Annotated in this window: 6 protein-coding genes; 3 read left to right on the top strand and 3 right to left on the bottom strand. The window is 39.9% G+C overall.

Translation table 11 applies throughout. From position 1 onward, the window contains the following. The first annotated feature begins 63 nt into the window (after window positions 1–63). The gene (dusB, locus tag VF500_RS27375; RefSeq protein WP_330862708.1) at window positions 64–1056 is read left to right on the top strand and encodes a tRNA dihydrouridine synthase DusB; all 993 of its coding nucleotides are present in this window, start codon (window positions 64–66) and stop codon (window positions 1054–1056) included. Window positions 1057–1101: 45 nt separating this feature from the next. Next, complete coding sequence (gene apaG, locus VF500_RS27380) at window positions 1102–1488, top strand: Co2+/Mg2+ efflux protein ApaG (protein WP_121232413.1); 387 nt, start codon at window positions 1102–1104, stop codon at window positions 1486–1488. Window positions 1489–1631: 143 nt separating this feature from the next. On the opposite strand, the gene VF500_RS27385 is transcribed toward apaG, so the two are convergent. Continuing rightward, a complete protein-coding gene (locus tag VF500_RS27385; RefSeq protein WP_330862709.1) occupies window positions 1632–2564 on the bottom strand; it encodes a YXWGXW repeat-containing protein in 933 nt (310 codons plus the stop codon). Between the two features lie 34 nt (window positions 2565–2598). Here VF500_RS27385 and VF500_RS27390 point away from each other — a divergent pair, with 34 nt between their 5' ends. Then, on the top strand, window positions 2599–2808 hold the full coding sequence (locus VF500_RS27390; protein ID WP_330862710.1) for a hypothetical protein: 210 nt from the start codon (window positions 2599–2601) through the stop codon (window positions 2806–2808). 63 nt (window positions 2809–2871) lie between these two features. On the opposite strand, the gene VF500_RS27395 is transcribed toward VF500_RS27390, so the two are convergent. Together VF500_RS27395 and tcmP are read right to left on the bottom strand one after the other, a co-directional pair. Beyond that, complete coding sequence (locus VF500_RS27395) at window positions 2872–3633, bottom strand: phage Gp37/Gp68 family protein (protein ID WP_330862711.1); 762 nt, start codon at window positions 3631–3633, stop codon at window positions 2872–2874. Window position 3634: 1 nt separating this feature from the next. Then, on the bottom strand, window positions 3635–4753 hold the full coding sequence (tcmP, locus tag VF500_RS27400) for a three-Cys-motif partner protein TcmP (protein ID WP_330862712.1): 1119 nt from the start codon (window positions 4751–4753) through the stop codon (window positions 3635–3637). Window positions 4754–4856: the final 103 nt, after the last annotated feature.

The raw sequence follows: 4856 nt of genomic DNA on the forward strand, positions 1-4856 counted from the left end.
GCTTTGATATGAGTCTTTTATCATTAGATGTAAAATTCGTATTTTTGCAGGCTAAAGATAAGGATGTCTGTACAAATAGGAAATATTGATTTAGGGGAGTTCCCGCTGTTGCTGGCGCCGATGGAGGATGTGAGCGATCCACCCTTCCGTTATGTATGCAAGCAAAACGGTGCGGACATGATGTATACAGAGTTCATTTCGAGCGAGGGCCTGATCCGCGACGCGGCTAAAAGCAGGCAGAAACTTGATATTTTTGAGTACGAGAGGCCTATCGGCATCCAGATATTCGGCAGTGATATCGACCACATGCGCGAAGCTACTGAAATTGCAACCCTGGCTGGCCCCGACCTGATGGATATCAATTATGGCTGCCCAGTAAAACAGGTAGCTTGTCGTGGCGCAGGTGCAAGCCTGTTACAGGATATTGATAAAATGGTTGCCATGACCAAAGCGGTTGTTGAGGCAACACATTTACCGGTAACTGTTAAAACCCGTTTGGGCTGGGATGATAACACCAAAAATGTTTACGAAGTAGCCGAACGCCTACAGGATGTTGGCATCAAGGCGCTTACTATACATGGCCGTACCCGCGCGCAGATGTATAAAGGTGTGGCCGACTGGGCGTTGATCAGGGATATCAAAAAAAATCCGCGTATAAAAATCCCCATTTTCGGGAATGGCGACATCGATTCGCCCGAGAAGGCTGCGGCATGGCGCATGGAATATGAGGTTGATGGCATGATGATCGGTCGCGCAGCTATCGGTTATCCGTGGATTTTTCGCGAAATAAAGCACTACTTTAAAACCGGCGAATACCTGGATAAGCCAACAATTGCCGAGCGTGTTACAGCCTGCCGGGCCCATTTATATAAATCAATTGAGTGGAAAGGCCCTAAAACAGGCATTTTTGAGATGCGCAGGCATTATTCTAATTACTTTAAAGGGATAGATCATTTCAAAGAGTTTAGGATGCGGTTTGTTACTGCCCCTGATCTTGAATCGGTTAACCAGATCCTGGCCGAAATTGAAGAAAAATATGCCATTGAAATGGCTTAATATTTGCTCCCTTTCCATATATTTGAAATAAACGATACTTGTCACATGGTTACCACTATAACTGAGGGTGTTAAGGTTTCCATAGAAACCATATATCAGCCGGAGTATTCAAACCCGGCAAACGATCATTTTATGTTTGCTTACAAAGTAAGCATCGAAAACATGACCAACTACGCCATCAGGTTGATGAGCCGTCACTGGTATATATTTGATTCAAACGGTGCAAAGCGTGAAGTAGAAGGCGAGGGCGTAGTAGGCCAGCAACCTGTTATCGAGCCGGGCCATACTCACGAGTACGTATCGGGCTGTAACCTTAAAACAGATATGGGCAACATGAAAGGCGAATACCACATGCTTCGCCTGCTTGACAACGCCAATTTCAATGTACAGATCCCAGAGTTTTATTTAATAGCACCGTACAGGTTGAATTGAGAGTCAAGACAGCAAGATTCAAGAAACAAGAAAGAAAAAAATAGAAAAGCCCTAACTGAGCAATCGGTTAGGGCTTCGTTATATAATGTACTTCTTGAGGGCAATTGTTTAATTCGGGAGATTCGTAATCCTTAAACTATAGCTTAGCGTTGCCTTTCCCGGTGCGGGGCTACATGATGCTGCGCAGGTACCTGCCTATGTGGTGTAATAGCCCGTTGCTGATTTACCGGTCTTCGCTGATTACCTTCAGGTCTTGATTGATTATTTACCAGTCTTGGCTGGTTGCTAACCGGATGATCAGTACTTTCTGAAGGGCGAGGCTTTGCGGGGTTATTGTTGGCGTTGCTCCTTGAGAATGGCCGGGCGTTGTTTCCTTCCGGCGTAAAGCGGCTTCCGTTAACCTTGTTCATGGCAGCGGTAGCCGGGTGTCCGTTATTATTTTTTGCAAACTGGCTTTGATCTTTCACCGCAACCTGCCTGTGACTAATTTGATCTGAAGTTGGTTGTACGTGTTCTTCCTTTTCGGCGGCACGCTCCTGTGGCCCCGGCTTAGCGGTTACACCACCCGGTCCGTTGAAGCTATTGTTATTAACGGTAACATTATTAACCACCGTTTTATTGATATAGGTATTATGTACAACCGTGTTATTAACATTCACAACCGCGGTGTTGTATTGAAATGAATTACCGGCCCAGCGACCACCAACATAGCCGCTACCTGCGTAACCGTAGCCATAATTTACCCCTCCGTAAAACCCGATATGATGGCCCCAATACCCTTCATGATAAACATAAACGGCTCCGTCATAACCCCAGTAACCGGGTGTCCATAAATAACCAACCTGCGGCGGGCTCACCCATACACCCGGCACCCAGTAATACCCGCCATCCTGGTCATAAGCCCAATAGCCCGGTGTCCACAAATAACCGTCAACAGGGCAGGGCGGCTGTGTATAAGTTGGCAGTACAGGTGGTGCTATATTTACAGAGATCCCTATACTAACTTGTGCATAGGTTTTAATTGATGCTGCTGACATTACCAAAAGCACCATAAATACGCTTGCTATCTTTTTCATAATCTATGATTTTAATCAAACCTACCTGTGTAACATGAACATCACATTAAGTTTCGGCCAGTTAAATGAACAGATCATGAAGTTAGAGACAAGAAAAAGAAATCAAGACAGCAAGATTCAAGAGGCAAGAAAAGGAAATCAAGACAGTAAGATTCAAGAGGCAAGAAAAATAAAACAAGACAGTAAGATTCAAGAGGCGAGACAGAAAGAAAGTTTTGAAAATAGAAAAGCCCTAATTGTGTAATCAATTAGGGCTTTTGCGGGTGCCCAGACTTAGGTTAATATCTTCTCAAACTCGCAAAGACAGCTAAGCTGCTTTAGGTGGCATTTGTCTGTATATTTTCCCATCTAACTCGCACCCCCCTTTAGCATGTTTTGGATGGCCAGAGTCTATAGTCGGATCGTTCTGATTTATATTAAATTTTGCTTTTCCCCATTGTTTAAAAAAGAATGCAACATTCTTCTCTTCGCACTTTCCTTTTATATAGTCAACCCATTGTTTTTTTAGCGGCCTCGCTTTATGGCCAGATTCGCCTCCTACGATTACCCAATCAATTTTGTTTAATTCTAAAGTCTTTATTGGAGCGATCAGTGGCTCTATCGATAAGAACTTGGTTTTAGCTGAAGTTTGTGCGAGTTCCTTTATTCTATAAGTGTAGTCTTCATTTTCAACAGACACCCCCATCCATATATTGTTAGTCCAATTTAACTCTTCCGACAACTCAAGTAATCTCTCCGAACGCTTCGTCAACACCTGATATGTATGTTGTGGAGTACTATTCATCACGGCGAAAACAGCCTTTATAAATTCAATGGGTACGTCCTCATGGAATAAATCACTCATTGAGTTTACAAAAACTACTTTAGATTTCTTCCAAGAAAATGGTGTATTTAAAACTTCCGGATGGATTTTCAACTTAAACCCTTCCTTATACTTATCAATCCCCATCGCCTTTAATCTCTTAGACATAGTCTCAGCGTAACAAAATTTGCAACCTGGGCTAATTTTATTACAACCTGTAACTGGATTCCATGTTACTTCTGTCCATTCGATATCGGATTGTGCCATCTTAACATAATTTAATCAAAACTTTATCCTCATTATTTTTATAATGATCATAGTTGACATAGAAAGCATTCTTTCGAGCTTTTTCCCCTGTTTTCAACGTCACTGAAATCTTATTAGTTTCTTGTAAAGTATTTAAAACTTCATTCATATGCTTCGGTAAAAATCCAGAGTGCAATGTAAAGTTATAAATTTCCACGTTATTCATTGCACTATTGGCTAATTTTTTTAGTAAATTACTTTCCAATAGGTTCGTTTTAAAAGGCTCAAAAAGACTTCGAGTCCTTTCATATTTCCAACCCTTGCCCGCCTCAGTATCAATGTCCCATTTGGCTTCAAGCATCTTTTCAAACCCTCTTATATGGCTCGAGAAAAAGAAAAGACAAAAGACTGTATGTTTATCCTTTTGAATCGTAAAAGTATCTACAAAAAATTCACTCCCAAGATTTTGCTTAAACGCTTCCTTAAATTGATCAATAAAATGGAATACTGATTCATTTGACTTCCACTTATTATATTCTACAAGATCATCTAATAGCTCAATCAAAGATTCAGGTGTTCCCTTCTCATCAAATCTATACATAAATTGAGTTGGTAAGAACAACAATACCTCTGACTTTTTGGATTTTAATAACCCTTTAATTTCAGATGCTCTAATCTCTTTATAACCGTACGGATCAATGAATATGAATGACTTAGCATCTTTCGATTTATCTAAAAATGCACTTAAACTTGGTATTATTTCTTTATAATTCTTGTTTCGATAGTAAAGTTGCCCAAAACGTTCTGAGTGTAACCCTTTTTGTTTAACAATACTATCTACTTTATCCGTTTTTTCTTTTTTTATATCGTTGAAAAAAATATCAATGCTTGGAATTTTATCTATTCTTCCCGAATTAATAGAATGTAGCTTTTTAACATTTTCTAAAATAATTATTGGGCTACCTTTTCCTCCGTTTTCATACAAACCCTCTCCACAAAACAAATCGAAAATATTTATTTTCTTTGTGTATCCATCGTTTGCTATGATATTTAAGTATCTATCAAGGTATTTTCCTAATAATTTGACTTTCGCTTCTGAGTGATCGAGCATCACTTTTTGCGAATCTATTTTCTTGGTCATTGGTAACGTGACAATAATTAAGGTTTGAATAAATATCAATATTAACTTTTTAATATTCAAATATTAATTTATAATAAGAAAGGCCATTTCGATTATGAAACGG

It is taken from the genome of Mucilaginibacter sp. (assembly GCF_036383575.1).
In the GTDB taxonomy this organism is placed as follows: domain Bacteria; phylum Bacteroidota; class Bacteroidia; order Sphingobacteriales; family Sphingobacteriaceae; genus Mucilaginibacter.